The 26326-nt window shown below is 65.1% G+C and carries 20 protein-coding genes; 7 read left to right on the forward strand and 13 right to left on the reverse strand.

Annotated elements, in window-relative coordinates; all coding sequences use genetic code 11:
- Positions 1-98: 98 nt before the first annotated feature.
- The 9 genes from B2790_RS09335 to B2790_RS09375 all read right to left on the reverse strand — a co-directional run bounded on the left by B2790_RS09335 (position 99) and on the right by B2790_RS09375 (position 16857).
- Positions 99-872 (reverse strand): enoyl-CoA hydratase, encoded by a 774-nt coding sequence (locus B2790_RS09335; protein ID WP_013971834.1) that lies wholly within the window; start codon positions 870-872, stop codon positions 99-101.
- Between the two features lie 13 nt (positions 873-885).
- A complete protein-coding gene (locus B2790_RS09340; RefSeq protein WP_274079638.1) occupies positions 886-2013 on the reverse strand; it encodes an acyl-CoA dehydrogenase in 1128 nt (375 codons plus the stop codon).
- Positions 2014-2021: 8 nt separating this feature from the next.
- Positions 2022-3215 (reverse strand): acetyl-CoA C-acyltransferase, encoded by a 1194-nt coding sequence (locus tag B2790_RS09345; protein ID WP_024086601.1) that lies wholly within the window; start codon positions 3213-3215, stop codon positions 2022-2024.
- A gap of 11 nt (positions 3216-3226) precedes the next feature.
- Positions 3227-3994: an SDR family NAD(P)-dependent oxidoreductase gene (locus B2790_RS09350; protein ID WP_013971831.1), complete on the reverse strand. Its 768-nt coding sequence runs from the start codon at positions 3992-3994 to the stop codon at positions 3227-3229.
- Between the two features lie 12 nt (positions 3995-4006).
- Positions 4007-5653 (reverse strand): acyl-CoA synthetase, encoded by a 1647-nt coding sequence (locus B2790_RS09355; RefSeq protein WP_137163433.1) that lies wholly within the window; start codon positions 5651-5653, stop codon positions 4007-4009.
- 122 nt (positions 5654-5775) lie between these two features.
- Positions 5776-10206, reverse strand: a complete 4431-nt coding sequence (locus B2790_RS09360) for a dermonecrotic toxin domain-containing protein (RefSeq protein WP_286918687.1) — start codon at positions 10204-10206, stop codon at positions 5776-5778.
- A 120-nt stretch (positions 10207-10326) separates the two neighbouring features.
- The gene (locus B2790_RS09365) at positions 10327-14835 is read right to left on the reverse strand and encodes an NEL-type E3 ubiquitin ligase domain-containing protein (protein WP_286918688.1); all 4509 of its coding nucleotides are present in this window, start codon (positions 14833-14835) and stop codon (positions 10327-10329) included.
- Positions 14836-14913: 78 nt separating this feature from the next.
- Positions 14914-15936, reverse strand: coding sequence for an AraC family transcriptional regulator (locus B2790_RS09370; protein ID WP_286918689.1), 1023 nt, complete (start codon positions 15934-15936; stop codon positions 14914-14916).
- Positions 15937-15993: 57 nt separating this feature from the next.
- Positions 15994-16857: a LysR substrate-binding domain-containing protein gene (locus tag B2790_RS09375; RefSeq protein ID WP_015269648.1), complete on the reverse strand. Its 864-nt coding sequence runs from the start codon at positions 16855-16857 to the stop codon at positions 15994-15996.
- 112 nt (positions 16858-16969) lie between these two features.
- On the opposite strand from B2790_RS09375, the gene B2790_RS09380 reads away from it, so the two are divergent.
- Complete coding sequence (locus B2790_RS09380; RefSeq protein ID WP_286918690.1) at positions 16970-18076, forward strand: 2-aminoethylphosphonate--pyruvate transaminase; 1107 nt, start codon at positions 16970-16972, stop codon at positions 18074-18076.
- Between the two features lie 34 nt (positions 18077-18110).
- Positions 18111-18938: a phosphonoacetaldehyde hydrolase gene (phnX, locus tag B2790_RS09385; RefSeq protein WP_286918691.1), complete on the forward strand. Its 828-nt coding sequence runs from the start codon at positions 18111-18113 to the stop codon at positions 18936-18938.
- A gap of 137 nt (positions 18939-19075) precedes the next feature.
- Here the strand turns inward: phnX and B2790_RS09390 are convergent, their stop codons facing one another.
- Positions 19076-20140, reverse strand: a complete 1065-nt coding sequence (locus tag B2790_RS09390) for an AI-2E family transporter (RefSeq protein ID WP_013971823.1) — start codon at positions 20138-20140, stop codon at positions 19076-19078.
- Between the two features lie 133 nt (positions 20141-20273).
- Here B2790_RS09390 and yegQ point away from each other — a divergent pair, with 133 nt between their 5' ends.
- Positions 20274-21593, forward strand: coding sequence for a tRNA 5-hydroxyuridine modification protein YegQ (gene yegQ, locus B2790_RS09395; RefSeq protein ID WP_286918692.1), 1320 nt, complete (start codon positions 20274-20276; stop codon positions 21591-21593).
- 9 nt (positions 21594-21602) lie between these two features.
- On the opposite strand, the gene B2790_RS09400 is transcribed toward yegQ, so the two are convergent.
- Positions 21603-22253 carry a hypothetical protein gene (locus tag B2790_RS09400; protein WP_137163427.1) on the reverse strand — a complete coding sequence of 217 codons (651 nt, stop codon included), beginning with the start codon at positions 22251-22253 and terminating at the stop codon, positions 21603-21605.
- A gap of 90 nt (positions 22254-22343) precedes the next feature.
- Between B2790_RS09400 and B2790_RS09405 the strand changes: the two genes are divergently transcribed.
- The 4 genes from B2790_RS09405 (at position 22344) to B2790_RS09420 (ending at position 24462) form a co-directional block, all read left to right on the forward strand.
- Positions 22344-22508 carry a hypothetical protein gene (locus B2790_RS09405; RefSeq protein WP_414708579.1) on the forward strand — a complete coding sequence of 55 codons (165 nt, stop codon included), beginning with the start codon at positions 22344-22346 and terminating at the stop codon, positions 22506-22508.
- 11 nt (positions 22509-22519) lie between these two features.
- Entirely contained in the window at positions 22520-22951 is a 432-nt protein-coding gene (locus B2790_RS09410; protein ID WP_039614165.1) for a DUF411 domain-containing protein, read from the forward strand.
- Positions 22951-23388, forward strand: a complete 438-nt coding sequence (locus B2790_RS09415; RefSeq protein ID WP_013971818.1) for a YqaA family protein — start codon at positions 22951-22953, stop codon at positions 23386-23388. Before B2790_RS09410 ends, B2790_RS09415 begins: the two co-directional genes overlap by 1 nt.
- A gap of 75 nt (positions 23389-23463) precedes the next feature.
- Positions 23464-24462: an alpha/beta fold hydrolase gene (locus B2790_RS09420; protein WP_013971817.1), complete on the forward strand. Its 999-nt coding sequence runs from the start codon at positions 23464-23466 to the stop codon at positions 24460-24462.
- A 130-nt stretch (positions 24463-24592) separates the two neighbouring features.
- Here the strand turns inward: B2790_RS09420 and B2790_RS09425 are convergent, their stop codons facing one another.
- Positions 24593-25174 (reverse strand): DinB family protein, encoded by a 582-nt coding sequence (locus B2790_RS09425; protein ID WP_286918693.1) that lies wholly within the window; start codon positions 25172-25174, stop codon positions 24593-24595.
- 14 nt (positions 25175-25188) lie between these two features.
- Positions 25189-26295: a cell division protein ZapE gene (zapE, locus tag B2790_RS09430; RefSeq protein WP_025338364.1), complete on the reverse strand. Its 1107-nt coding sequence runs from the start codon at positions 26293-26295 to the stop codon at positions 25189-25191.
- Positions 26296-26326: the final 31 nt, after the last annotated feature.

Genomic DNA, 26326 nt, shown 5'->3' on the forward strand with positions numbered 1-26326 from the left:
AGTCGCAATCGGCGGCGCCTGAGCTACCGTGCGCTTAGAAGCAAAAGCAAAAGCAACGGCAACGGCAACGGCAACGGCGACGGCAACGCCGATTCCAATCAGCGGTCCTTGAACTGCGCCTCGCGCTTGGCAATGAACGCAGCCATCCCCTCTTTCTGGTCTTCGGTAGCAAACGCCGCATGGAACACCCGCCGCTCGAAGCGTACACCCTCGCTTAGGGTGACTTCGAACGCTCGGTTGACGCTCTCCTTGACCATCATGCTCACCGGAATCGACTTGCTGGCAATGGTCGCGGCCACCTTCAGCGCCTCTTCCACCAGCTCCGCCTGCGGCACGATACGCGCCACCAGGCCAGCACGCTCAGCTTCCTCAGCCCCCATCAGGCGACCGGTCAGGCACAGTTCCATGGCCTTGGCCTTGCCCACCGCACGGGTCAGACGCTGGGTGCCGCCCATGCCCGGCAGCACGCCAAGGTTGATTTCCGGCTGGCCGAACCTGGCATTGTCCGCCGCCAGGATGAAGTCACACATCATCGCCAGCTCGCAGCCGCCGCCCAGGGCAAAACCGGACACCGCGGCAATGATCGGCTTGCGCCGGTTGGCAATGCGGTCGGAATCGCTGAACAGGTCGTCAACGTAGATTTGCGGGTATTGCAGCTCGGCCATTTCCTTGATGTCGGCACCAGCGGCAAAGGCCTTGGCGGAACCGGTCAGCACCACGCAGCCGATGTTCGGATCTCGCTCGAGCTGGTCCAGGGCCTGGTTGATCTCGCCGACGATCTGCGCGTTCAGCGCGTTCAGCGCCTGCGGGCGGTTGAGGGTGATCAGGCCGACCTTGCCGTGGATGTCCAACAGGATGGTTTCGAATGCCATGCAGTCTGCTCCTTCAAAGATTGCGCGCAATGACCATGCGCTGAATGTCGCTGGTGCCTTCGTAGATCTGGCAAACCCGAACGTCGCGGTAGATCCGCTCCAGCGGGAAGTCACTCAGATAGCCATAACCGCCCAGGGTCTGCAAGGCATCCGAACAGACCTTTTCGGCCATTTCCGAGGCAAACAGCTTGGCCATCGACGCTTCCACCAGCGCCGGGCGCCCGGCATCGCGCAGCGCGGCGGCGTGCAGCACCATCTGCCGGGCCACGGCAATCTTCGTCGCCATGTCGGCCAGGCGGAAGGCCACCGCCTGGTGCTCGATCAGCGCCTTGCCGAAGCTCTGCCGCTCGTTGGCGTAGTCGCGCGCCACTTCGAACGCCGCGCGGGCCATGCCCACCGCCTGCGAGGCGATGCCGATGCGGCCGCCTTCGAGGTTGGCCAGGGCGATCTTGTAGCCCTCACCTTCGGCGCCCAGGCGGTTGGCTACCGGCACACGCACATTATCGAAAACGATCTGGCAGGTATCGGAGGCGTGCTGGCCGAGCTTGTCCTCGACCCGCGCCACATGGTAGCCCGGCGAATCGGTGGGCACGATGAAGGCACTGATGCCGCGCTTGCCGGCGTCCGGGTCGGTCACGGCAAACACGATCACCACCCCGGCGTTCTGCCCGGAGGTGATGAACTGCTTGCTGCCATTGAGCACGTAGTGGTCGCCGTCCAGACGTGCACGGGTCTTCAGGCTGCTGGCGTCGGAGCCTGCCTGCGGTTCGGTCAGGGCGAAGGCGCCGAGCATCGCACCGCTGGCCAACGGGGTGAGGAACTGCTCCTTCTGCTGCTCGCTGCCAAAACGCAGGATCGGCACACAGCCCACCGAGTTGTGCACGCTCATGATGGTCGAGCAGGCGCCGTCACCGGCGGCGATTTCCTCCAAGGCCATGGCATAGGCCACGTAGCCGGTGTCGCTGCCGCCCCACTGCTCCGGCACCAGCATGCCGAACAGGCCCAGCTCGGCCATCTCCTCGATGGCCTCCTTGGGGAAGCGGTGTTCCTTGTCCCATTGCTCGGCAAACGGCTTCAGGCGCTCCTGGGCAAAGGCGCGTACCGCGTCGGCGATCTGTTGTTGCTCGTCAGTTACCAGCATGGTTCACCTCAGTACAGGCATTCGACAGCCATGGCCGTGGCCTCGCCACCGCCGATGCAGATGGCCGCCACGCCACGGCGCAGGTTGTTCTGGCGCAGGGCCGACAGCAGGGTCACCAGGATGCGCGCGCCGGAAGCGCCGATCGGGTGGCCGAGGGCACAGGCGCCGCCATGGATATTGACCTTGTCGTGCGGCAGGTCGAGGTGCTTCATCGCCGCCAGGGTGACCACGGCGAAGGCCTCGTTGATCTCGAACAGGTCGACCTCGGCCAGGTTCCAGCCGGTGCGTTTCATCAGCTTGTCGATGGCACCGATCGGCGCGGTCGGGAACAGTGCCGGGGTGTCGGCAAAGGCGGCGTGGCCGTGGATCACCGCCAGCGGCTTGAGGCCGCGCTTGTCGGCTTCGGAGCGGCGCATCAGCACCAGCGCCGCAGCACCGTCGGAAATCGAGCTGGAGTTGGCGGCGGTCACCGTGCCGCCTTCGCGGAAGGCCGGCTTGAGCTGCGGGATCTTGTCCAGGCGCGCCTTGGGCGGTTGTTCGTCGTCCTTGATGACGCGCTTCTCCTTGCCCTCGGTAACCTCGACCGGCACGATCTCGGCAGCAAAGCGACCACTCTTGATAGCGTCCTGGGCGCGGGTCAGCGAGGCGATGGCGAACTGGTCCTGGGCTTCGCGGCTGAAGGCATTGGCCTGGGCGCAGTCTTCGGCAAAGGTGCCCATCAGGCGGCCCTTGTCGTAGGCGTCTTCCAGGCCGTCCATGAACATGTGGTCGATGATCCTGCCGTGGCCCATGCGGTAGCCGCCCCGGGCTTTGTCCAGCAGGTACGGTGCGTTGGTCATGCTTTCCATGCCACCGGCCACCACCACATCGGCGGTGCCGGCCAGCAGCAGGTCATGGGCCATGATCGCCGCCTGCATGCCCGAACCGCACATCTTGTTCAGGGTGGTGCAGGTGGTGTGCTTGTCCAGCCCGGCGCCCAGCGCGGCCTGGCGTGCCGGTGCCTGGCCCTGGCCAGCCGGCAGCACGCAGCCGAACAGCACCTGCTCGACACTGGCAGCATCGATGCCGGCGCGCTCCACGGCACCACGGATGGCGGCGCTGCCCAGCTGCGGCGCGGTCAGGCTCTTGAGGTCGCCCTGCAGGCCGCCCATGGGCGTGCGCACGGCACTGACGATAACGATCGGGTCATTGGCGAGGGTCATGTTCGCTCTCCTTACTTGGCAGCCATGCGCAGTGCACCGTCGAGGCGGATCACCTCGCCGTTGAGCATGCTGTTCTCGATGATGTGGCGGGCCAGCGCGGCGTACTCCTGCGGGCGACCCAGACGCGGTGGGAATGGCACGCCGGCGGCCAGCGAGGCGCGTACTTCCTCGGTCATGCCGGCCATCATCGGCGTTTCGAAGATGCCCGGGGCGATGGTCATCACACGGATGCCGAAGCGCGCCAGTTCGCGGGCAGTCGGCAGGGTCAGGCTGGCGATGGCGCCCTTGGAAGCAGCGTAGGCTGCCTGGCCGATCTGGCCGTCATAGGCGGCGATGGAGGCGGTGTTGATGATCACCCCGCGCTCACCCCCCTCATCGGCAGCCCCTTCGGCCATGGCCGCGGCGGCCAGGCGCAGCAGGTTGAAGCTGCCGATCAGGTTGACGTTGATGACCTTGGCAAAGCTGGCAAGGCCATGCGGGCCCTGCTTGCCCAGCACTTTCTCGGCACCGACGATGCCGGCGCAGTTGACCAGCCCGTGCAGGCTGCCAAAGGCGCTGACGGCCGCATCGACCGCCGCCTGGGCGGCCTGCTCGTCGCTGATGTCGGCCACCGCGAAACGGGCGTTTTCGCCCAGTTCGCGGGCCTTGGCTTCGACGGCCTGGGCATTGAGGTCGACCAGCATGACCTTGGCGCCGGCCTCGACCAGCATCTGCGCGGTGGCAGCACCCAGCCCGGAGGCGGCGCCGCTGACGATGAAGTGTTTGTTGGCTATTTGCATGATCGGTTCCTTTCAGGCGCTGGCAGGGGTGGCCTGTTGCGCTTGTTGTTTGGCGACTTCCTGGTTGCGCAGGATGAAGCGTTGCAGCTTGCCGCTCGGGGTCTTGGGCAGCTCGCTGACGAATTCGATTTCCCTTGGGTAGGCATGGGCGTACAGGCGCTGACGCACGTGCTGGCGCAAAGCCTCTTCAAGCTCGGCGCTGCCCTGGTAACCGCTGGCCAATACCACGAAGGCCTTGATCAGCTCGGTGCGCTCCGGGTCCGGTTTGCCGATCACCGCCGCTTCGATCACCGCCGGGTGCTCGATCAGTGCGCTTTCCACGTCGAACGGGCCGACCCGGTAGCCGGAGGTGGTGATCACATCGTCGCTGCGGCCGACGAAGCTGATGCTGCCGTCCTGGTTCAGCTCGACGGTGTCGCCGCTGAGGTAGTACTTGCCGACGAAGGCTTTGGTCGGCAGGCCGTGGTAGCCCGCGAACCAGCACAGCGGCGACTGCTCGCGGTCGACCGCGAGGATGCCCGGCTGGCCGGCGGGCAGTTCGTTGCCCTGCTCGTCCAGCACCACAATGCGGTGGCCGGGGATGGCAAAGCCGGCCGAGCCGAGGTGTACCGGGTGCTGCAGGCCATGGTGGTTGCACAGCACCATGCCCAGCTCGGTCTGCCCGTAGTGGTCGTGGATGGTCACGCCCAGTTCGTCGGCGAACCAGCGGATCACTTCCGGGTTGAGCGGTTCGCCGGCACTGCTGACCACCCGCAGGCGGCCCTTGATCGGTGCCGAGAAGTCATCCCCGGCGGCAATCAGCAGGCGGTACGCGGTGGGCGAGCCGGCCAGGTTGGTGATGCCCAGCTTGTCGATCACCCGTGCGCAACTTTCAACACTGAACGGGCCATCGTAGAAGGTGGTGGCATGGCCCAGTGACAGCGGGCCGGTGACCGCGTAATACAGGCCATAGGCCCAGCCCGGGTCGGCCAGGTTCCAGAAGTTGTCCTCGGGGCGCAGGTCGATGGCATCGCGCATGTAGCCCTGGAACGCGACGATGGCACGCAGCGGCACTTCCAGCGGTTTGGCCGGGCCGGTGGTGCCGGAGGTGAACATCAGCAGGAACGGGTCGTTGCCCGAGCGCATGACCGGCTCGCATTCGTCTGCGGCATTGTCCAGGCACTGCTGGAAGTCCAGCTCGCCACTGCGGGCATTGACGGTGATGATGGTCGGGCAGGCGTGCACATCGTCCAGCTTGGCGCGGTTGTGGCTGTCGGTGACGACCACGCGGGCGTGGGACTGCTCCAGGCGATGTTCGATCGCCTTGGGGCCGAACGCGGTGAACAGTGGCTGGTACACCGCCCCGAGGCGCCAGGTGGCGAGGATGGTGACCAGCAGTTCGGGGGTGCGCGGCATCAGCCCGGCGACCCGATCACCCGCACCCACGCCTTGCGCTTGGAGCACATTGGCGAAACGGGCAGCCAGTGTTTGCAACTGATCGAAGCTCAACCGCGCACTCTTGCCCTCGCGGTCTTCCCAGACCAGTGCGGTCTTGCCCTCACCGGCATGGCGGTCGCAACATTCGACACAGGCATTGAGGGCTTCGAGGTTGCCATGCAGCGCCGCAGCAGCAGCCTGGCCATGGTCGAACGCACGAGCGGCCTCGGTGTAATCGCGCATCGTCGGACTCCTGGTTTCTTGTTTTTGGAGTTGAACCATCGGTCCGACGATGTTCGCGCCGCGCTGGCGTCGCGGCAATGGCCTAAGTTGTCAAACTGGATGACCGGTTTGGCCGGTGGCCATCAGCCCGGTGCGCGCTCCAGGCTGATCACGTAGTGCTCGGTCAGTTGCAGTTGCAACTCCAGCCGATCGGCCTGCAGCTGCGCATCCAGAGCCTGTTCCTGGTTCAGATACTGTGCTTCACCCAGTTCATCGCGCCTTACCGCCAGTGCCGCCCGCTGCTCCGCAGCGAGTTGCTCAAGGTCATTGAACGGCCGGGCGAAGCGCTGTTGCAAAAAGCGCTGCCAGAATGCGCGCGTGCACAGGTTTGCGACTACATCAACGAGAACGTTCGCCCTTTCCACGGCCGCCTCTGCCGCCTGCAGCCGATGCTCGCTCAACCCTACGGCGGCGGCCCTGAGGCGCATTCTGGCAGGCTGGAACGGCAAACTGAGCCTGGTGCGCAAGCGCACCCTGTAGCGCATTGCCAACGTCGCCAGTACTGCCGGTTCGGCGAAGCCTTCAAGATTTTGCCGCTCGGCCTCGACATACTCGTCAAGGCGGTCCAGACGGTGCAAGGCGCGCCCCAACGCCAGCGACTTCGGACCATGGATCTGAACACCATCGCCTGCCGCGTCGCGCTCGGCATGCAGACGCAGCAGTCGGCTGAACAGTTCGATGGCACCGTTGTCATCCATTACCACATCGTCGGCCGCCAGTTGCACCTGGCGAGCGAATTCGGCGTCTGTCTCCATCATCGACAGGCACTTCCAGCACATGCGCAACAGATAGGCCCTGGGCCAGCTGAAGTCCGCCAGGCCTTGCAGAAGCTCCAGCAGATCGAACAGGCGGGCATTTTCGTCCCGGGTGCTCAGCCGGTCCCAAAGCTCGCCACGCCCTTGGCTGGCGGAGTCGGAACCGACCCACCAGGCGCGGCCGATCTCTTCCTCTGGGTCCTCCAGCAGCGGCTCCAAGGCATAGAGCTTGCCGTAATCGGCCATGCTCAGGCGGTTGCCATCGACCAGGATGCGCTGGCGAAACTCCAGCGGCATGGCCAGCACGCCGTCAGGCACACCCCGCAGGAAATTGTCACGCAGGTCGGCTCGTTGCAGGAAGCCACACAGCTCGAGCCCTCTGGGCCACTCGCTGAGCCCGCAGCGGCGCAAATTCAGCTCGATCAGATGAGGCAGGTGATGGAAGCGCATTTCGTACACCCCCAGCGGGCTGTTGTAGCTCAGGTCGAGGTGGCTGAGCAGCGGCAACCCGTTCAGTGCTTCGATGGCATGGGCATCCAGGCGAATGCGGTTATGCCCCAGGCGCAACCGGCGCAGGTTGGTCAGGTAGCCAAGCCCGCGCGGGCAGCGCAACAGCTGGTTGTGGCTCAGGTCCAGCTCCTGCAGGTAGGTGAATGCCCGCAGAAACTCCTCGTTCACCACCCCGATGGACGTCTCGCTCAGTACCAGGGTGGTGACGTGATAGAAATCGATAGGCGCGGGCATGACCGGCAACGAATCCGTTGGCAGATCATTCAGCACCAGGCGCAGCCCCTGGCGCCTGCCGTCACGGTCGACCACCACATCGTCACCAAGCGCCTGCCAGGCACGCCGTAATCGGTCGGCGAACAGCTGGCGTCGCGCCCGCAAAGTGTCACTCAGCGCAGCCGACACCCAACCATTGAGCGCGCGGTCCAACTGCTCAAAATCGTCCTGCAGCGCCAGGAGCGCATCGGCGACCGACACATTCTGCAGCAGCCAGCGGTCAACTTGCGTTTCCAGCGAATCGCCCAGCCCCGGGAAGAACTGCCTCAGGCCGGCCCGCAGCTGCTCCCTGGGTGTGGTGGGCGGTGATGCGCGCCCACTGAGCAGGTAGCCGACACGGCCATCGGCGAGGCGCTGCCCGGGGTTGAACCAGCGCTCTGTCGATGCCCAGCCCAGCATGCGGGCTATTTCCTCATGGGTACCCAGGTGCGCCATGAGCTTCTCGCGCAAGCCTTCGGCATTGGCGTTCTCGGCCAGGCCCAACCGGCCCAGCAGGTTGCGCGATTCGAGCGCGGCCAGCACAGCCTGGAAGATGCACGAGGAAGCAGGTGGCTGCATCGCGAGTTTTCTGCCCTGCCCGTCATACAGGGCAAAGACCCCTTGCTCACGCACCAGCACCCGCTGCTCGGCCACATCGCCAACCGAACCGATGCGTTGCAACGCCACGGCATCCGCAGCAGCATTGCTCAACGCCAGGCTGAACGCATCAATGGCCTCGACATTCAGCAATGCCAGCACCAACATGCCCGTTTCGTCGCTATATGCACTCGGCAGATAAAACCCTGCCAGCGCCCTGCTCACCTTCGCCTGCGAGCACAACGACCTGGCCTGGGTGGCCAGGCTTTGCGGCAACTTTCCACCACTGACGAACAGCTGGCGAGCCTCGTGACTTGCTCGGTCAGCCAGATCGCGCGCATAGGGCTCAGGCAGCCCCAGCGCCATCAGCGGCTTGAGCAAAGGCTCCGCCGATTCGGGCAGGCGTGTCAGCCGTGCGAACAGCAGGTCGCTCGACCTTGGCCGGTCCGCCAGCACTGCGGCACGCCCTTTTACGCCGCCCGGTCGGGCCTCGCACCAGGCCAGCAGCTGCAAGTCCTCATCGGAGACAATGTCGCGTTCCAGGTTGCGGAAGAACGTGTCGATCCGGGCATCGGCATCGAATGCCCTGAGGGTTTCCCGCAAGGTGGCAGGCGTTCGCCGGTTTTCCACCAGCAGGCCGCGCAGTTCGTCCTCATCGATGCCGGCCATGCGCAAGATCCGCTGCGCCTGCTGGCCATCGAAAGGTTGATCGCGCGGCCAAAGGGTATCGAGCATTTTCGCAGGGTCGCGCCAACACTGCGGCTCATCATGCATCAGGCGCCAGCTGCGTTCGCCATTGTGCAGCACGACCGGGCCGTACGCCTCTTCGCGACCGGGGTGGCGCAGACGCCAGGGGCCATCGGGGTCAGGCCGATGAACTTCGTAGAAGACCCCGTCGGCCTTCATCCAGCGGCGCTCGCCATCGGCATAGGCCCCGTCCGCACCCAAGGTGATCGTTTCAGGGGTCGAGGCAAAGGCTGCCAGATCTCGGGACCACAAACGCCCCGCCCCATTGGCGAGCCTTACCGGCTCCAGCGCCGCGACAAACGCGCTGCGCACGAAGGTGACGCCCACCACCGTCGCGGCGGTACCCGCCAGTATCTCGGCAACCCCCAGCATGTGCTCCAGCGCCTCGTGCTGATGGCCTCGCAACCAGTCCTGCGTGCCCTCGAAAACCTCCGAGAGGGTCTGGGCCACCAGTTGCCCGAGCAGCAAGCCGCCCACCACCGGAATGAACAGCCCAGCGAGGTTGAGCACATCGAGACCGGCGGCCTTCCACGCCTCATGCCGCTCACGCGATGCGGCTTCATCGGCATCGGCAGTTGCCACCAGCAACAGGCGGCCATCCTGCTTCACCCGGTTGGTCTGCTGTGCAGCCAGCGCCTGGAAAATGTCATGCTGTGGCACGCTGCCATCGAGTTCCAGGTCCGGCTGATCATCCTTCAGGCGGGCCTGCAGCTTGTGCATGAACCCGGCACGCTGATCCAGGCCGATCAACTGGCTGAACGCCTGGCGATAGGGTTCATGGCGCAGCTCGGCCACCAGCGCGCTGTTGATCGAGGCATGGCTGTCGAAGTGTCGCAACGCCTGTACCGGGTCGCTGGGCAGGTAGAGCACGCCGCCCTGCGTTTGCCCATGCGTGTCGCGAAGTTGAATCCACACACCATCCGCCACTGGGCAACCGAGGGCTTCGAGCAGGCCCGGGTGGCCCGTGAGGCTGGCGGATCGCCGATCCGCGGGTTTATCCACCAGGGCTTGCAATGCCTCCTTGACCGGCTCGGTGATCTCGCCTTTCAGCGCGGCAACCTCCACGGCCAGACGCAGCCCGGAGCGCTTGTCTTCACACAAGATGCGCTGTGCCGCGGCATCGAATGTGCGGTCCAGCTCCTGCTGGTACAGGCGCCCGGCATCGAGCTTGCGGCACGCCTCGACCAGTTCATCGGTGCCTCGCGAAAGTACCCGTTCCTGCCCCGGCGCGACCAACCCGGTTCCCAGGTAGAAATCGTTGCTGGCGGCAAAGTTGCGCATCAGGCGGAGCAAGCCGTTTTCACGCCGTTGCCCGTAAGTGGGAAATTGCGGCTCTGCGCCGGGCGTGGACGAGAAACGATGGGAAACCTCCAGCCACTCCAGCTGCCAGAACGCTACGTCGCCCGGCAGCGGCTCGCGCAACAAACTGGCGAATTGCCGTTCGGCGAACTGCTGCGGTGACGGCAGCGCCAGGGTGATCCCGCGCAACCGGGCCTGGGTGGCATGATGGGCTTCCAGGCTTTCGCGCAAGGTGCGTATCTGGCTTTGCGTGGCCTGTTTGAGCCAGGCAGGCAACCGGTCACCGATGAAACCGTCGTGCAAGTGGCTGGAAGACGCAGAGGCGGGCTGTGGTGCGTGTGGTTCGCGGGTCATGGCAGGTCCCTGGATGGCTGTCGAAAGCCACGCATGGTGTGCAACCTGCCAGCGCTTGCGCAGAGGGAACCCCTGCGGTAGAAGCAGGGCGGCACACTGCGTGCCGCCCTTGAAGCGCCGTCACTTTGCCTCTGGCACCATGAACGCTTCGTGCGTAAGGCGCTGGGCAAGTCTGGCCAGGGCCTGCTCGCGTTCATCGCGCAGGGCGTCGCCCAGTTTCCGGTACTCGTCACTGGTCAAGGCCTCCCTTTGCTCGTACAGAGTTTCCATCCGCAGGGAGAATTGCGCTTCCAGGGTTTCGAAGTCGTCCGGATGCTCTGCTCGCAGTACCGGCAACCAGAAATCACGCTCGCTGATGAACACGATCCGTTGCTCACCCGCCTCCACCTCCAGCACTTCCTTGAAGGCCTCCTCCAGTTGCAGCGGCGACACGTTGGCCAGCCTGCCAAACTGCATATGACGAGGTTGGCCCAACAGGTCCAGGCGCTGGGCCAAGCCGCTGAGGTAGGCAAGATTGACCTCCACCTCCTCTTCATCATGATTTCCCCGGCTCCAGCGTCCATCCTGGTAGCGGGCGTCCATTTCGCGCCGGGCGATTTTCTCTACCCAGTGCACGCGAAACAGCCGCTTGGCCAACTGCAGGCGTGCCGAGCGGGTCGAGATCGGGTCACCGCCGCGGGTGGCCTGCTCGACATGCATGCGCACCTCGAGGCGGCTGAACACGATGGCAACGCTGTCCACACAGGTGATGGGCTCCGCTGCCAGGTCAAACAGCGCCATGCGCGTGGCGGTATCGGCATGGGCGACATCCAGCATTGCCCATACCCTGAATCCGAGTTCGGCCGGCGCCTTGCTGAATTCGGCCGTGCTCGTCAGTTGTCTGAGCAGCTCGAAGAAAGCCAGGCTGCCGGGCTCGGCATTCAGCGCATCCCATTTTTCTTGCTGCTCCTGCCGCGCTGCTGGGTCCAAGGTCTGCAACCATTGTTCCCGGGCCGGGGCGTTCCGTTGCGGGCGGGGCGTGTCCAGCAGGCGTTCGACGGAATAAAGGCGATCGAGATCCTGCACTGACAGCGCATTGCCCTCCAGGTGCATGGCACGGCGCAACTGCAACGGGGCCTGAAACAAGGCTGCCGGCAACTCGGCTATCTGGTTGTTGCGAAGGTCGGCGAAGACCAACAGGCCACACCACTCCAGGCCCCGGGGCAGCGCCGTCATCTGCACCCGGTTCAAACGCAGGATCCGCAGGCTGGGCAACCGCTCGAACTGTAGCCTGATGTCGCCGAGCGGGTTGTCACTCAGGTCCAGCGAACGCAAGAGCGCCAGGCCGGTCAGCACATTGGCCTGCGGCTCCGAGACACGAATACGGTTGCGCGGCATCAGCAACTGGCGCAAGGCGGTCAACCGCTCCAGCCCCGCAGGTAGCGCGCGCAGGGCATTGTCACTCATGTCCAGGCACAGCAGATCGGGGAAGCAGGCGAGGAACCCCGACGGGATGGCATCCAGACCGAGCGCCGACAGGGTCAATTCCGAAACGTGCGAGAAGTCCGTCCCGACCGGCAACACGGGCAGGCTGCCCACCGGTACGGCGACGATGCTCAGGCTGAGCATTGCATCGTTGCCGATAGCCCCGGCGGCGCGGTCGCTGCGCATCTGCCAGGCACGCCGCAACGAATCTGCGACGCGTCGGCGTGCACGGCTGGCGCTGCCTGCTACCTCTTCAACCCAGGCCAGCAAGCTGTCATCCAGGCGGCGGTATTCCTGCTCGACGCGCAGCAGGTTCTCGAACAGGCCCCCGCGCATGTCCAACAGGCTCTGGACATAGCGATCGACGCCGGCATCCCCGATACCGGGATACAACGCGCGCACCCGCTGCCGCACCACGCGCTCCGGCGAGCCGATGCACGACTGGCAGCCGCCTAATGGATAGCCCGCTCGGCCATCGGCCAAACGCTGCATGGGCGATGCCATGGGCCTTGCCTCCCGCCAACCGAGCAGGCGCAGCAGGGCCTGCCGGTCACCGGGAAGCCAGGCCTGCATCTGCTCGCGGATTCTGGTCGGCGCATCGGCGCCATTCCACCCCTGTCGCACCCGGTATTCCACCGGCAGGCAAGCGGCCAGCACCTCGAACAGCCCCTCGGGGGCGGCGACCTCGGGCTCATCCGGCAAGCCTCTGTCGTTGTAGAGCTGGAAGTGCCCCTCCCGCCTGACCAGCACCACGGCCTGCTCAAGGTCGGTCTCGGCGAACAGCCGCTCCATCGCTGCCCCGGCATACGGGTCACGGCGCAATACCAGGTTGAACCCGGCAGCGCCGGGGCCATGCCGACGCAGCAGGGCAAAGACCAGCGCCACCACTTCCGGCCGATAACTGCCCTGCAGGTACAACGCTTCGCGCATGCGGGTCAGGCGCGCCAGCTGCAGGGCCACCCGCGCCTGTTCAGCCAACGCCAGCGGCAGGCGAGACTCTGCCTGCATGCGCAAGCGCACAGCCTCGGTGGCCTGCTCGAGCACATCGAGGGCATAGGCGTCTGGCAGCGTCGGGAAGTCGCGCTGGATCAAGCCCAGCAGCGGGTCGTCGGCCAGGTAAAGCCTGGAGAAATGCTCGAGCATCGCCTCACGCAACTCGCTTGCCGCGTCACGGATCGACAGCACCTGTTCTTCGACGGTTTCACCCTGCAGTTGCAACCGTTCGATGCACCATTGCCACAGCTCGGTAGCGGTATCAGCCTCCCCCGCTTCCAGCCGGCTGAAAAAGGCCTGCGCGCGTGCGTCCACGGCAAAGCGCTGCAAGGTATCGCGCAGCTGCACCGGCAACCCGCGCCGTTCCACCAGCAGGCCACGCAGGTAGGCCTCGTCGACATCCGCGACCTTCAGCACCTGTTCCACCCGCACGGCGTCCATCGCGGTCGCCGCCGGCCAAAGCCGCCCGAGCAACAGTGCGGCGCCCTGCCATTCCAGTGGCCGCTCGTAAGCCAGCCGCCAGCCACGCGCAGAGCAACGTTCCAGCACCGGCCCGAACGCCGTGTCACCTTCGGCATGCAGCAAGCGCCAAGCGCCATTGGCGGTTTGCCTTACCCGATACAAGGCACCATTCGACCGCCACCAATGGCGCTCACCCTCGGCGAGCAAACCGTTGTCGAGCTCCGTCAGCTGAACGGGTGGAGTAGTGTCCTGGTAAGGCGCCAGCTCATTGCGCCACAGCCGTTGCCGGCCATCTTCGGTGATGACCGGCTCCAGGGTTTCGACGAATGCGCTGCGGGCCAGGTGGGCACCGACAACCACCGCACCGGTGGTTGCCACGCTGAAGGCCACCTGAAGCATATGCATCAAGGCCTCATGCTGATGGCCCAGCTGCCAGTCACGCACGCCCTCGAAAGTTTCGGTCAACAGTTGCCTGGCCAGGTCCGCCACCAGCAAAGCCCCGATGACCGGCACGAACAAGCCCGCCAGGTTGAGCAAGACCAGGCCAGCGCCTTTGAGCTCGTCCAGGCGCTGCTCCGCAGCCGCGTCATCGGCCTGGGCGGTGGGCACCGCAAGGAAACGTGCATCGGCTTTGATTCGCTGCATGTGCCAGGCGGCCATCGACGCAAAACCGTCCCCCGCTTCCAACACCCTGCGGGGTTCCAGGTCAGGTTGTGCATCCTGCAAGCGGGTGGCCAGGGCCTGCTCGCAAGTGGCGCGATCACCCAAGGCAATGCGCCGCACGAATGCCTGCCGATAGTCCTGGTTGCCCATCGCCGTGGCCAGGACGCGGTTCGCCTCATCCCAGTTGGTGAACGCGCGCAGGGGTTGCGCCTGATCGTCAGGGGTATACAGGATCACTCTTTTCAAGCGCCCAGGCACCCCGAAGGGAAACGTGGACTGGTGGCGGGGCTGCTCGATCAACTCAACGGCCAGCGCGCCATCCACCCGGCAGCCAAGGACCTGCAGTGCACCGATCTCCAGCTGCACCGGCCCCTTGATCACGGCGGGTTCAACCTTGCACGCGATACGCAGCACCAGCAGGTCTTCCGGATCCAGCTGCTGCTTGATGGCCGCGATCTCGACCGCCACGGCCAGTTCCAGGCGCCGGTCGGTGGTCAGGGCTTTTTCAAAGTCAGGGGTCAATACCTGCGCCAGGTGCCGCTGGTAGGCGCTGCCGACATCCACCTGGCGGCACAGGCTGACAATCCGCTCGATGTCTTCGCTCACCACCTGCTCGTCCTGATGGGCTCCCGGAAGGGTCAAGGCGGTGCCGAGGAAGAAGGACTCGCTGGCCTTGAAGTTCTGCAACAGCTTTTGCAAGGCCGGCATGCGCACGAAGTACGGTTGATAATCAGGGATCAAGCCGGTTCTCACATCCAGCCGTGCGCGTGTTTCGCGCCACACCAGTTTGTCCAGGTCGACCTGCAGCTTCAGCTGGCTGTCCTGGCGCAAGGCAGGCTCGAACAGTTGCTTGGCGAAACGGTCCAGAGGCTGCAGGCGGTCGGCGAACCCTGCCATCTGCCGCTGGCTCGCCAGATAGGCGTTGAAACGCAATTGCAGCCTCGCAAGCTGCTTGGGCTTGGCCGCCTTCAACCAGGCGGGCAAGCTTTGCGCGATGAAATCTTCGGCGGGGTGAAGCAACTTGGGGTGCAAGGCAGGTTGAGACATCGTCGATTTCCTGGTCAGTGATCGACTTGTCACGATGCTTGTCAGCGGCGCCAGCCGGCAGCGGGAAGGCGTGGTTCCCTAGCTGCCACTGCCGCGCTTGAGGATCAGCGCACGGTAATGCCCAGGGTTGCAGCCGAACCACTTGCGAAATGCCTTGTAGAACGAACTGCTGTCGGCAAAGCCCAGGCGATCGGCGATTTCGCCCATGGCCGCGTCTTCCTGGCTCAGCCAGGCAATTGCAAGCTCACGACGCACGCTGTCCTTCAACCCTTGGTAGTTCTGCCCCTCTTCGGCCAACCGCCGGCGCAGGGTAGAAGGCGACAGGCACAACTGGCGCGCCAGGCTGTCGCCATCGGGCCACTGCCCCGGGTCCAGGCGCAACAGGTCGGTGCGAATGCGCCGCCCGAGGCTGGCCGGGTCACGGTACTTGACCAGGATGTTGCCCGGCGCCTCGGCCAGAAAGCGCTGCAGTTCTTCTTCGCTGCGCCGCAGCGGCAGCTCGAGGCATTCGGCAGCGATGATCATGCGCGTGCGCGGGCGCTCGAACTGCAGGTTTTCCGAAAACATCACCCGGTAGTCATCGCAGAACGGCGGCTCGACACAGCGCAGATCGATGGCCAGGATCGGGATACGCCGCCCGGCCAACCAGCAGGTCACACCGTGCACGATCATCCAGAAGGTGAAATAGGTGAAAGCGCGGCGCGGAGTGTCACGCGGTTCGTTGATGACGATTTCGGCCAGGCCTTGCTGGCGCACCAGGCTTGGCTGCAGGTCTTCAAGCATCAGTGACAGGAACGCCAGCGCGGTTTCCAGGCCGGCGCCCAGGGTTGGCTGGCCCATGCTGGCACGGCACATGAACGCCAGGCTGCCGCTGCGCAGGCCGCGCGGGTCCATGGCGAAGAACTCATCGTTGCAGCGCCGCGCCAGCAGACGCCAGAGCCGGGCATAGGACTCGGCACTGACCCGTGCCGCTGGCAGGTGCAGTTGTTCGACGGCGATACCCGCCCGGGCCAGCAAGCCGGTATCGGGCTCGCCGGCGGGGCAAGTCTGCAACAGCGCTTCGCGCACCAGCTGCATGGAAATGGTGTCTTTCTCGCTCATCGACGGTCCTGTCGGCTCAATGCCGGCCATCTTAGGCCGCCCCGTTGAAAACAGCCATCACAGCCCCGCCGCCAGGCCGAGGAACGCCTGGATCAGGCGCAGCTCACGGCGGCGCTCCAGGCAGCCGATCAGGTGCTGGTTGACCAAGCCGTCACCGGCCAGCGGGCGCGCCACTACCCGCGGGTCATTGGCGACTTCGGTGGACGACACCACGCCAATGCCCAGCTCCGAGGCCACCGCTTCGGTCACCGCCTCGCGGCTATCCAGCTCCAGCAGCACCCGAGGTTGCACGGCGGCCTTGCTGCAGGCCTTGTCGAAGGTGCGCCGGGTGGTGGAGCTGGGTTCGCGCAACACCATGATCTGCTGGTGCAGCTCAGCCAGCGGCAAATCACCCTCGCCGCTGGCCCAGGCATGCCCCGCCGGCAGCAAGGCGCACAACCGCGACTCGCACAGGTTCTGCAAATGCAGGCCTTTGCGCGGCTCGATCTCGGTCAGCACAGCTACGTCGGCATGTTCGCTGAGCAATGCCGCCAGGGTTTCCTGGGCATTGCCCAGGCGCAGGTTGACGGTAATGCCCGGGTAGCGCTCGCGCAGCAGCGCCAGCATCGGCATGACCCGGTGCGGGCCATCGGCCGCCACCTCCAGGCGCCCGGTCAGCAATTGCCGGTTGGCCTCGAGCATGGCCTGCGCCTCTTCGGCCAGGCCGAACATGGCGCGGGTGATGGCCGCCAGGCGGGTGCCCTCTTCGGTCAACTCCACCCGCCGCGCAGTACGCCGCAGCAAGGTGATCTGGTAGTGCTCCTCCAGCGCCTTCACGTGCCCGGTCACCGCCGGCTGGCTGATGAACAGGCGTGCGGCGGCACGGGTGAAGCTGCCCTCACGGGCCACGGCATCGAAGGCACGCAACTGGAACAGGTTCATATTTATCGGCCTGACTTATAGCTCGGATAACAACAAACAATTTGATTGATGACAGCGCCAATTGCAACCTAGGCCCCGTAGTTTCAGCCCACCGCTTGTGAGGAATAACGGAATGAGCAACGCCCCGATTCTGCTGACCCCCGGTCCCCTGACCACATCAATCCGCACCCGCCAAGCCATGCTGGTGGACTGGGGCTCCTGGGACCGCGACTTCAACCAACTGACTGCCAGTGTCTGCGAGCAACTGCTGGCCATCATCGACGGCAGCGCCAGCCACCACTGCGTACCCCTGCAAGGCAGCGGCACCTTCGCCGTGGAAGCGGCCATCGGCACCCTGGTGCCGCGTGACGGCAAGGTCCTGGTGCTGATCAATGGCGCCTATGGCCAGCGCCTGGCGAAGATCTGCAAAGTGCTGGGCCGTGCCTACAGCACCTCCGAAACCGCCGAAGACCAGCCGACCACCGCCGCCGACGTCGACCGCCTGCTGGCCGCCGACCCGGCCATCACCCACGTCGCGCTGATCCACTGCGAAACAAGTACCGGCATCCTCAACCCGCTGCCCGAGATCGCCCAGGTGATCAAAGGCCACGGCAAGCGCCTGATCATCGACGCCATGAGCTCGTTCGGCGCACTGCCGATCGATGCCCGCGCCATCCCCTTCGAGGCACTGATCGCCGCCTCCGGCAAATGCCTGGAAGGCGTACCCGGCATGGGCTTCGTGTTCGCCGAGAAAACCGCCCTGGCCGCTGCCGAAGGCAACGCCCACTCGCTGGCCATGGACCTGCACGACCAGCACACCTACATGGCCAAGACCGGCCAATGGCGCTTCACCCCGCCGACCCACGTGGTCGCTGCCCTGCACGAAGCGCTGCAGCAATACAACGAGGAAGGTGGCCTGCCAGCGCGCCACCAGCGCTACGCCGACAACTGCAAGACCTTGCTCGACGGCATGGCCGCCATCGGCCTGCGCAGCTTCCTGCCTGCCGAGATCCAGGCGCCGATCATTGTCACCTTCCACGCACCGAACGATCCCCGCTACCAGTTCAAGGACTTCTACGAGCGGGTCAAGGCCAAGGGCTTCATCCTCTACCCGGGCAAGCTGACCCAGGTGGAAACCTTCCGTGTCGGCTGCATCGGCGTGGTCGGAGCGGATGGCATGCAGGCCGCCGTGAATGCCGTGGCCGAGGTGCTGCGGGAAATGGAAGTGCTGGACATCTGACCCTTTGCCCACCCAATTTCAGGAACAAGCGCACATGAACTACAGCAACCCTACCCAGCTGCAAGCCGCCATCCTTGACTGGGCCGGCACCGTGGTCGACTTCGGCTCCTTCGCCCCGACCCAGATCTTTGTCGAAGCCTTTGCCGAATTCGATGTGCAGGTGTCCATCGAAGAAGCCCGCGGCCCGATGGGCATGGGCAAGTGGGACCACATCCGTACCCTGTGCGATGTGCCGGAAATTGCCGAGCGCTACCGCAAGGTGTTCGGCCGTACCCCGACCGACGATGATGTCACCGCCATCTACAACCGCTTCATGCCACTGCAGATCGAGAAGATCGCCGTGCACTCGGCGCTGATCCCCGGCGCCCTGGACACCCTCACCGGGCTGCGCCAGGACGGTCTGAAGATCGGCTCTTGCTCGGGCTACCCGAAGGTGGTGATGGACAAGGTGGTGGAGCTGGCCGCGCAGAACGGCTACGTGGCCGACCATGTGGTGGCTACCGACGAAACCCCGAACGGCCGCCCATGGCCGGCCCAGGCCCTGGCCAACGTGATCGCGCTGGGTATCGACGATGTGGCGGCGTGCGTGAAGGTTGACGATACCGTGCCGGGCATTCTCGAAGGCCGCCGTGCCGGCATGTGGACCGTGGCCCTGGTGTGCTCGGGCAATGCCCTGGGGCTGACCTGGGAAGGCTACCGCACGCTGAGCGCCGAGAAGCTGGAAAGCGAGCGCCAGCGCATCCACGCTCTGTTCGCCGGTTCCCGCCCGCACTACCTGATCGACACCATCAACGAACTGCCCGAAGTGATCGCCGACATCAACCGGCGCCTGGCCAAGGGTGAGATGCCGCAAACATCCTGACCCGGCCATGGGGGCCGCGTTGCGGCCCATCGCAGGCAAGCCAGCTCCCACAGGTCCAGCGACAATCTTGAGAGCAACGCTGTACCTGTGGGAGCTGGCTTGCCGGCGATGGGCTGCAAAGCAGCCCTGTCAAAACCTTACTCCGGCAACTGCACCCGGGGTTTGGTTGCCGCGAAGATCGCCCAGCTCGACACGAACAGCGCCGCGATCAATGGCCCGATCACGAAGCCGTTGAGCCCGAACACCGCCAGCCCGCCCAGCGTCGACACCAGAATCAGGTAGTCCGGCATGCGCGTGTCCTTGCCCACCAGGATCGGCCGCAACAAGTTGTCCACCAGGCCGATCACCAGCACGCCGAACGCGGTCAGGATCACCCCCGACAAAATCGCACCGGTCAGCAGGAAATACGCCGCCACCGGCGCCCACACGATCCCCGCCCCCACAGCCGGCAGCAGCGACAGAAACGCCATCAGCACCGCCCACACCAGCGCACTCGGGATATCCAGCACCCAGAAGATGAAACCGCCCAGCGCGCCCTGGGTAATGGCCACCAGCACGTTGCCTTTTACCGTCGCCCGCACCACACGGTTGAACTTCAGCTGCAAACGGCGCTTCTGGTGTTCGGGCAGCGGCACTGCCAGACGCACTTGGCGGGCGACTTCCGCGCCTTCGCGCAGGAAGAAGAACAACAGGTACATCATGATGCCGAAGCTGATCACGAACTCGAACGTGCCCTGCCCAAAGTTGAACGCCTGGCTGGCCAGCACCTGGCTGCCCTGGGTGGCCCACTTGCTGATCTTGTCGCGTAGCCCGTCGAGGTTGCCCATGCCCATGCTGTCCAGGCCCTGCTGGGCAAACGCCGGAAGCATGTCCTTGCCGCGCTCGACATAACCGGCAATATCCAGCTCCCCGTGCTCGATGCGCTGGTACAGGGCGGCTCCCTCCTGCACCAGCAGCGCGCTGGTGATGATCACCGGCAGGATCGCCACCAGCAGGCACACCAGCAAGGTGGCCGCCGCAGCCAGATTGCGCCTTCGGCCGAAACGCAGCAGCAGGTGGCGCTGCAGCGGGGCGAACAGGATGCCGAGTATCACCGCCCAGAAGATCGCACCGTAGTACGGCAGCAGGATCCAGATGAAGGCAATGGTCACCAGCGCCAGCAGTACTGCCAGGGCTTTGTTCTGCAGGGCGGTCTGGTTCATCGCGGGTCCTCGCATGGCTTATGCGTTATTAGTGCGCCGCACCTTGGCAAAAGTGCCGCCATTCCCTTGATGCAAATCAATACGGGCCGTATCTGCCAGCCCTAGCATCCGCGCCTTTTGCTCCGGTGCGCACATGAACCCTATCGCCAAGCCCGAACTGCTGGCCCCCGCCGGCACCCTCAAGACCATGCGCTACGCCTTCGCCTATGGCGCCGACGCGGTCTACGCCGGCCAGCCACGCTACAGCTTGCGGGTGCGCAACAACGAGTTCGACCATGCCAACCTGGCCCTGGGCATCCAGGAGGCGCATGCCCTGGGCAAGCGCTTCTACGTGGTGGTCAACATTGCCCCGCACAATGCCAAGCTCAAGACCTTCCTCAAGGACCTGGCGCCGGTGATCGAGATGGCACCGGACGCGCTGATCATGTCCGACCCAGGCCTGATCATGCTGGTACGCCAGCACTTCCCGCAGATGCCGGTGCACCTGTCGGTGCAGGCCAACACGGTCAACTGGGCCAGCGTGCAGTTCTGGCAGCAACTGGGCCTGAGCCGGGTGATCCTGTCGCGCGAGCTGTCGCTCGAAGAGATCGAGGAAATCCGCCAGCAGGTGCCGGAAATGGAGCTGGAGGTGTTCGTCCACGGTGCCCTGTGCATGGCCTACTCCGGCCGTTGCCTGCTGTCGGGCTACCTCAACAAGCGCGATGCCAACCAGGGCAGCTGCACCAACGCTTGCCGCTGGAAGTACGACGCCACCCCGGCCACCGAAAACGCCACCGGCGACATCGTGCGCGAAGTGCAGCCGACGCTGGGCCTGGGTGCACCGACCGAGCAGGTATTCCTGCTGCAGGAAAGCAACCGCCCCGGCACCGAAATGCCGGCGTTCGAAGACGAGCACGGCACCTACATCATGAATGCCAAGGACCTGCGCGCCATCCAGCATGTCGGGCGCCTGGCCGCCATGGGCGTGCACTCGCTGAAGATCGAAGGCCGCACCAAGTCGCACTTCTACTGCGCCCGCGCCGTGCAGTCGTACCGCCAGGCGATCGACGACGCGGTGGCCGGGCGGCCATTCGACCGTTCCCTGATGGACAACCTCGAATCCCTGGCCCAGCGTGGTTACACCGAAGGCTTCCTGCGCCGCCACGTGCACGACGAGTACCAGAACTACCAGCGCGGCAACTCGGTGTCCGAGCGCCAGCAGTTCGTTGGCGAACTGACCGGGGTGCGCGTCGACGGCCTGGCCGAGGTCAAGGTGAAGAACCGCTTCGCCGTGGGCGACCATCTGGAACTGATGACCCCACGCGGCAACTACCACTTCGATCTCGAGCACATGAGCAATGGCCAGCAGCAACCGCTGCAGGTCGCCCCGGGCGATGGCCACACCATCTACCTTCCTGTTCCCGAGCAGGTGCCATTGGCATACGGCCTGCTGATGCGTGACCTGCCAGCTTGAGCGAGGTGGCTAGAGTTCGATCCTGGTGATGGCGCCAAGCCGCCGGTCGCCCAATTCCTTACGAATCTGCTGGCGAAAAGCGGCGAAACGTTCCAGGTCAAAACGGTAAACAGTGCCGGTGTTCCACACGACGATGTCACGCTGGGCCTCGCTCCAGAATCCGAAGTCGCGCATTTCCACCGTGGCATTGAAGCGAAACGAGTAGACCGCCAGATGGATCTGGCCCTCCTCGTCCTTCTGGCAGGGTGTTATCAGAAACGATGAGGCGACGTCGTTCTGCCAACCCGACTTCAGGAACTTGCTGGCGTGAGCACTGATGCGCAGTTCCTGCATGGATGCGCGCGCCAGTTGGGCCAACAGCGTTGGTGTGCTGCCTGTGCCGATGGGCTCGAGCCCGGTATCGAAATCGTCATGGTCTCTGATGACCTGCGGCGGCAACTCCAGGGCGGCCATCCTTACGCAGCCATGTTTCTCCAGGCGATTGCGGAAGCGGTCGAACCAGCTTTTCCATAGCTCGTCCCGGTCGAGGAAACGGCTTGCGAACTCATCGGCATGGTCCAGCAACGTTTGCACGTCCTGGCGTTCCTCGTCGGACAGGTTTGGTCCGATGCCGATCAGATTGGTCTTGGAGTACAACAGGCAGTCCAGTGGTAGGGTCATGATCCAGCAGGCTCTCAGATAGGTGTGCCGCACGTTAGCCAGCGTGATGACAGGCCGGCATCCGGAACCACTACCTGGCAGGTAGACTGCTTGCCCAACAAGGCTGGTGAACGGCAACAGGCCGCGCTGCGCCTGAAGGCCGCTTACGCTATGCTGCTGGCCAACCGCTGGATACCGGACCGCCCCTGGGGCCGCAACGACACCGGGCGCGTGCAAGGCACAGGCCTGGTCGCCGGTATCCGCCCACGTTTTTGAAGGAGTGCTTCATGAAGCTGCGTAAACACCTGCTGCCCCTGGGCCTGCTGGCCATCACCGGCCTGGCCCAGGCTGCCGAGACCATCGACGTCTACCGCGACCCCAACTGTGGCTGTTGCAAGGCCTGGATCAGCCACCTGCGCGACAACGGCTTCACCGTCAACGACCATGTCGAGCCGAACATGAGCGAGGTGAAGCAACGCCTGGGCGTGGCGCCACGCCTGGCGTCGTGTCATACCGGTGTGATCGACGGCAAGTTCGTCGAAGGCCACGTACCGGCCGAGCAGGTGCGCCTGCTGGCCAAGCGCAACGACCTCAAGGGCCTGGCCGTGCCGGGCATGCCCATGGGCTCGCCCGGCATGGAAATGGGTGACCACAAGGATGCCTACCAGGTCATCGGCGTAACCCAGGACGGCAAGGACACCGTGGTCGCCAACTACTGATGCTCAGCCTGTGGGCGCTGTTCCTCAGCGCCTTCGGCGCCGCTACCCTGCTACCGCTGCAATCGGAGGCCGTGCTGGTCGGCCTTTTGCTGCGCCAGCCCGAGGCCTGGGCCACCCTGCTGCTGGTGGCGACCCTGGGCAATGTGCTGGGCTCGGTGGTCAACTGGGTGCTGGGCCGGGCCATCGAGCACCTGCGTGACAAGCGCTGGTTCCCGTTCAGCCCTGCCCAGCTGGAACGCGCGCAACAGCGCTACCAGCGCTGGGGGCAATGGTCGCTGCTGCTCAGCTGGATGCCGGTGATCGGCGACCCGCTGACGCTGATCGCGGGCATCATGCGTGAGCCGTTCTGGCGCTTCCTGCTGCTGGTGACCCTGGCCAAGGCCGGCCGCTATGGGGTGCTGGCGATGATTACCCTGGGCTGGTTTCACGCCTGGTAACACCTTTCACGTTCCGCGTGGTCCACTGGCTGCTACAGTCGCCCCTTCCTACATGGCCCTACACGGAGTGCCCCCATGCTGCGCGCAACCGCCCTGGCCCTGGCCTGCCTCGCCGGCAGTTCGGCCATCGCCGCCGAATCGCCCACCTATGGCCCCCAGCTGGAGGGCTTCAGCTACCCGCATCCGCTCAAGCATTTCGACTTCAAGTCCCAGGGCCAGGCCCTGCAGATGGGCTACATGGACGTGCCCGCCCAGGGCCAGGCCAACGGCCACAGCGTGGTGCTGATGCATGGCAAGAACTTCTGCGCCGCCACCTGGGAAACCACCATCGATGCCCTGAGCAAGGCTGGCTACCGGGTCATCGCCCCCGACCAGGTCGGCTTCTGCAGCTCCAGCAAGCCGGCACATTACCAGTACAGCTTCCAGCAGCTGGCGAGCAACACCCATGCCCTGCTCGAACAGCTGGGGGTGAAGCAAAGCATCGTGCTCGGCCACTCCACCGGCGGCATGCTTGCCACCCGCTATGCGTTGATGTACCCACAGCAGGTGGAGCGCCTGGCGATGGTCAACCCCATCGGCCTGGAAGACTGGAAAGCCCTGGGCGTGCCCTACCGCACGGTGGACCAGTGGTATGCGCGCGAGCTCAAGCTGGATGCCGAAGGCGTGCGCGAGTATGAGCGCAAGACCTACTACGCCGGGCGCTGGAAGCCGGAGTACGAGCGCTGGGTGCAGATGCTGGTGGGCCTGAACAAGGGGCCGGGGCATGAAGCGGTGGCGTGGAACTCGGCGCTGATCTACGACATGATCTTCACCCAGCCGGTGTACCACGAGTTCAAGGACCTGCAGATGCCCACCCTGCTGCTGATCGGTGACCAGGACACCACAGCCATCGGCAGTGATATCGCGCCGCCGGAGGTGAAAGCGAAGTTGGGCAAGTATGCAGTGCTGGGGCCGCAGGTGGCCAAGCTGATTCCCAAGGGTGAGCTGATTACCTTTGAAGGCATGGGGCATGCGCCGCAGATCGAGGAGCCGGTGCGGTTCAACCGTACGCTGGTGGAGTGGCTGGGCAAGTGAGCCAATAGTCGAGGGGCCGCTTTGCGGCCCTTCGCGGGCTCGCCCGCTCCCACAGGTACTGCACAGGTTTGGGAAGCTGTGCACTACCCGTGGGAGCGGGCAAGCCCGCGAAGGGCTGCAAAGCAGCCCCCTACACTTTCCAGACCTGCTCCTCGGTCCAGCCCAGCTCGGCAAAGTCCGCCGCCCGCAACCCCGCCTCTTCCTCGCAGAAAAACTCATCCAGCTGCGGCGGCCTAACTGCCGTGTCACTGAGCATCGCATGCACCTGCCCACGGTGATGTACCTGGTGCTCGAACAGTTGCGCCAGCAGCCGCAGCCGTTGCTCGCGCTGTACCCGCTCGGGGCGCACGATGCTCACATAGCGCCCCAGCTCACCATCGCGCAGGCCCCGGCAATAGGCGATCAGCCGGTGATCGGCCTGGGCCTGTTCGGCATGCAGGTCGGTGCAGGTGGCAAACGGCTGTTCGGGGTCGAAGAAGCGCTCGCCGTCGGCGTCGGGCTGCTCGCCACGCTGCTCGCACTCGAGCATGTGCAGGTAGAACCAGTCCACCGTCAGCAGGTGGTTGAGGGTGGCCTTGATCGACGGGAAAAAGCTGCAGCGCGGGGCGACGAATTCGTCCTGGGTCAGTTGCAGGCAGGCCTTGTACAGACGGTGGTTGGCCCAGCCATTGTTGTAGGCCTGGGTCAGCAGATGATGCGACAGCGGCTCCATGGTTCGGCTCCTTTTCAGGCGAAGCGTTGCAGTTGCATCTCCCGTAGCCGGCTCAGGGTCCGTTGGTACGGGAACGCCAGATACCCTTGAGTGTAGAGGGCATCCAGCGGCACCTGTGCCTCCAGGTACAACGCCACCCGGCGGTCGTAGCATTCGTCGACCAGGGCAATGAAGCGGCGCACTGCATCGTCCTTGGGCGACAGGGCCGGCAGCTCGCGGTCACCCGCCACCACCCGCGCCGCAGCATCCTCGGTGCCCCGGGCAATGCGCCCGGCCCGCTGTTCACCCCCCAGCGCCGGAATGCCCGACACCAGGATGGCCGGGAACCGGTCGCACAGGGCCATGAACTCCATGGCCGCCAGCGGCTGTTCGCACAGGTCGGTGAAGCGGCACCAGATGGCCTGCGCGCTGCGCCGCACCACCTGCACCTGCCGGGAGCCGATCGCCAAGGGCTGATCGTGGCCTGCGTCGCCGGGGCTGAGCTGGCGGAACACCTCGCCCAGCTGGCTGGCCTGCCCCGCTTGCGCCACCCAGTAACGCTGGCGCTCGGCGCCGGGGTGCAGGCGGTGGTCCTGCTCGCCGGCTACCGGCAGAACCTGCATGTGCCGCTGGATGGCGGCGATGGCCGGCAGGAAACGCTCGCGGTTGAAACCGTCGCGGTAGAGCTGCTCGGGTGGCTGGTTGGAGGTGGCGACGATCACCACGCCCTGGTCGAACAGTACCTGGAACAGGCGGCCGAGGATGATCGCGTCACCGATGTCGTTGACGAACAGCTCGTCGAAGCACAGCACGCGTATCTGCCCTGCCAGCTCCCCGGCCAGCGCCAGCAGCGGGTCGGCGGTGCCGTTGAGCTGGAACAGGCGCTGGTGGACCCAGGCCATGAAGTGGTGGAAGTGCTGGCGCCGGCTGGATACCCGCAGGCAGTGGTGGAACTGGTCCATCAGCCAGGTCTTGCCGCGGCCGACCGGGCCCCAGAGGTAGATACCCTGGGTGGGGCGGCCCTGTTCGACGGCCTGGAAACAGGCCTGCAAGGCTTCGACGGCGCGGGCCTGGGCGGGGTCGGCGACATAGCCCTGGGTGGTCAGGGCCTGCTGGTAGAGGGAATGGGGATCGATAGCCATGCGGCATTATCTGCACCGGCCTCATCGCCGG

The organism is Pseudomonas sp. UBA6753, from assembly GCF_002453565.1.
Lineage (GTDB): Bacteria > Pseudomonadota > Gammaproteobacteria > Pseudomonadales > Pseudomonadaceae > Aquipseudomonas > Aquipseudomonas putida_Z.

Bases quoted from the DNA above. Each gene is read 5' to 3' on its own strand.
- B2790_RS09410 (WP_039614165.1), top strand. From the start codon at position 22,520: ATGAAGCTGCGTAAACACCTGCTGCCCCTGGGCCTGCTGGCCATCACC.
- B2790_RS09425 (WP_286918693.1), bottom strand. From the start codon at position 25,174: ATGGAGCCGCTGTCGCATCATCTGCTGACCCAGGCCTACAACAATGGC.
- B2790_RS09360 (WP_286918687.1), bottom strand. From the start codon at position 10,206: ATGACCCGCGAACCACACGCACCACAGCCCGCCTCTGCGTCTTCCAGC.
- B2790_RS09420 (WP_013971817.1), top strand. From the start codon at position 23,464: ATGCTGCGCGCAACCGCCCTGGCCCTGGCCTGCCTCGCCGGCAGTTCG.
- phnX (WP_286918691.1), top strand. From the start codon at position 18,111: ATGAACTACAGCAACCCTACCCAGCTGCAAGCCGCCATCCTTGACTGG.
- B2790_RS09355 (WP_137163433.1), bottom strand. From the start codon at position 5,653: ATGCGCGATTACACCGAGGCCGCTCGTGCGTTCGACCATGGCCAGGCT.
- B2790_RS09350 (WP_013971831.1), bottom strand. From the start codon at position 3,994: ATGCAAATAGCCAACAAACACTTCATCGTCAGCGGCGCCGCCTCCGGG.
- B2790_RS09380 (WP_286918690.1), top strand. From the start codon at position 16,970: ATGAGCAACGCCCCGATTCTGCTGACCCCCGGTCCCCTGACCACATCA.
- B2790_RS09345 (WP_024086601.1), bottom strand. From the start codon at position 3,215: ATGACCCTCGCCAATGACCCGATCGTTATCGTCAGTGCCGTGCGCACG.
- B2790_RS09415 (WP_013971818.1), top strand. From the start codon at position 22,951: ATGCTCAGCCTGTGGGCGCTGTTCCTCAGCGCCTTCGGCGCCGCTACC.
- B2790_RS09335 (WP_013971834.1), bottom strand. From the start codon at position 872: ATGGCATTCGAAACCATCCTGTTGGACATCCACGGCAAGGTCGGCCTG.
- B2790_RS09375 (WP_015269648.1), bottom strand. From the start codon at position 16,857: ATGAACCTGTTCCAGTTGCGTGCCTTCGATGCCGTGGCCCGTGAGGGC.
- B2790_RS09390 (WP_013971823.1), bottom strand. From the start codon at position 20,140: ATGAACCAGACCGCCCTGCAGAACAAAGCCCTGGCAGTACTGCTGGCG.
- B2790_RS09400 (WP_137163427.1), bottom strand. From the start codon at position 22,253: ATGACCCTACCACTGGACTGCCTGTTGTACTCCAAGACCAATCTGATC.
- zapE (WP_025338364.1), bottom strand. From the start codon at position 26,295: ATGGCTATCGATCCCCATTCCCTCTACCAGCAGGCCCTGACCACCCAG.
- B2790_RS09340 (WP_274079638.1), bottom strand. From the start codon at position 2,013: ATGCTGGTAACTGACGAGCAACAACAGATCGCCGACGCGGTACGCGCC.
- B2790_RS09370 (WP_286918689.1), bottom strand. From the start codon at position 15,936: ATGAGCGAGAAAGACACCATTTCCATGCAGCTGGTGCGCGAAGCGCTG.
- B2790_RS09365 (WP_286918688.1), bottom strand. From the start codon at position 14,835: ATGTCTCAACCTGCCTTGCACCCCAAGTTGCTTCACCCCGCCGAAGAT.
- yegQ (WP_286918692.1), top strand. From the start codon at position 20,274: ATGAACCCTATCGCCAAGCCCGAACTGCTGGCCCCCGCCGGCACCCTC.